Consider the following 1727-nt stretch of genomic DNA (forward strand, 5'->3'; position numbering starts at 1 on the left):
CGCCTGCCACTACTGGAAGGAGACCGTCGATGACGCCCGGCGCACGTGAGCCGATCCTGGAGGTCCGCGACCTCGTCAAGCACTTCCCGCTGACGCAGGGCGCACCAGCGGAAGGGTGCCGTCCGGGTCGTGCGCCAGCGTCACCAGCAGGTGCCGGCGCCAGGCGGCGTCGTCCGCCTCCGGGTGGTCCTCGCGCCAGTGGCAGCCGCGGGTCTCCGTGCGCCGCGCCGCCGCGGCGACCAGCACCCGGGCGACCAGCAGCAGGTTGGCGTTCTCCCACGCCTCGACACCGGGTTCACCGGTCTTGCCGCCCGGCGGAGGTGCGGCCAGCGCCGCGGCGGCCGCCGCAAGGCTGGCGGCGGAGCGCAGCACGCCGGCGCCCTCGCTCATCACCCGCTGGATCTCGCCCCGCGCCTCGGGCGGCGGCAGCGGCAGCCGGGCGGCAGCGGTCGCCGGGGCGACGGGGGCGGGGGGACGCGCCGGTTCGGCCAGGCAGTCGGCGGCGATGCGCTCGGCGAAGACCAGCCCCTCCAGCAGCGAGTTGGACGCCAGCCGGTTGGCGCCGTGGACGCCGGTGCAGGCGACCTCGCCGCAGGCGTACAGCCCCGGGACCCCGGTCCGGCCGCGCAGGTCGGTGCGGACGCCACCGGAGGCGTAGTGCGCCGCCGGGGCCACCGGGATCGGCTCCGTCACCGGGTCGATGCCGTGGGAGCGGCAGGACGCCAGGATCGTCGGGAAGCGGCGCTCCCACATCGCGGCGCCGAAGTGGCGGCCGTCCAGGTACATGTGGGAGGCGCCCGTCTCCCGCATCCGACGCATGATGCCCTTGGCCACGATGTCGCGCGGCGCCAGCTCCGCCAGCTCGTGCCGGCCGACCATGAAGCGGCCGCCGTCGCCGTCGACCAGGTGCGCGCCCTCGCCGCGGACCGCCTCGGAGATCAGCGGCTGCTGCCCCTGCGCGTCGGGCCCCAGCCACAGCACGGTCGGATGGAACTGGACGAACTCCAGGTCGGAGACCTCCGCCCCGGCGCGCAGCGCCAGCGCGACGCCGTCCCCGGTGGAGACGGCCGGGTTGGTGGTGGCCGAGAACACCTGGCCCATGCCGCCGGTGGCGAGCACCACCACGGGGGCGTGGACGGCGCCGACGCCGTCGTGCCGTCCCTCCCCCATGACGTGCAGGCTGACGCCGGCGGCGCGGCCGTCGGCGTCGGTGAGCAGGTCGAGGGCGAGGGCGTGCTCGACCACCTCGATACCGGCGGCGCGCACGGCGGCGACCAGCGCGCGGGAGATCTCCGCGCCGGTGGCGTCGCCGCCCGCGTGCGCGATGCGGCGGCGGTGGTGGCCGCCCTCGCGCGTGAGGGCGATGGTGCCGTCGGCGGCGGTGTCGAACCGGGCGCCGGTGGCCATCAGCCGGCGGACGGCGTCCGGCCCCTCGGTGACCAGGGTGCGGACCGCCGCCTCGTCGCACAGGCCGGCCCCGGCGGTCAGCGAGTCGTCGCGGTGCTGCTCCGGGGTGTCCCCGGGCCCGAGGGCGGCCGCGATGCCGCCCTGCGCCCAGCGGGTCGAGCCGTCGTCCAGCAGCGCCTTGGTGACGACGACGGTGCGGCGGCCGGCCTCGGCGCAGCGCAGCGCGACGGTCAGCCCGGCGATGCCGGAGCCGACGACGACGACGTCCGCCGCGGTCGCCCAGGTGGGCTCCGGGCCGAGGACGGCGACCGGGCCCGGGG

General features: G+C 77.6%; 1 protein-coding gene. It reads right to left on the reverse strand.

Annotated elements, in window-relative coordinates:
* Positions 1-75: 75 nt before the first annotated feature.
* Positions 76-1727 (reverse strand): L-aspartate oxidase (locus HCN52_RS24170; RefSeq protein WP_168090546.1); only part of this gene is annotated, 1652 nt, incomplete at its 5' end.

The organism is Streptomyces bohaiensis (genome assembly GCF_012033785.1).
GTDB classification, from domain to species: Bacteria; Actinomycetota; Actinomycetes; order Streptomycetales; family Streptomycetaceae; genus Streptomyces; species Streptomyces bohaiensis.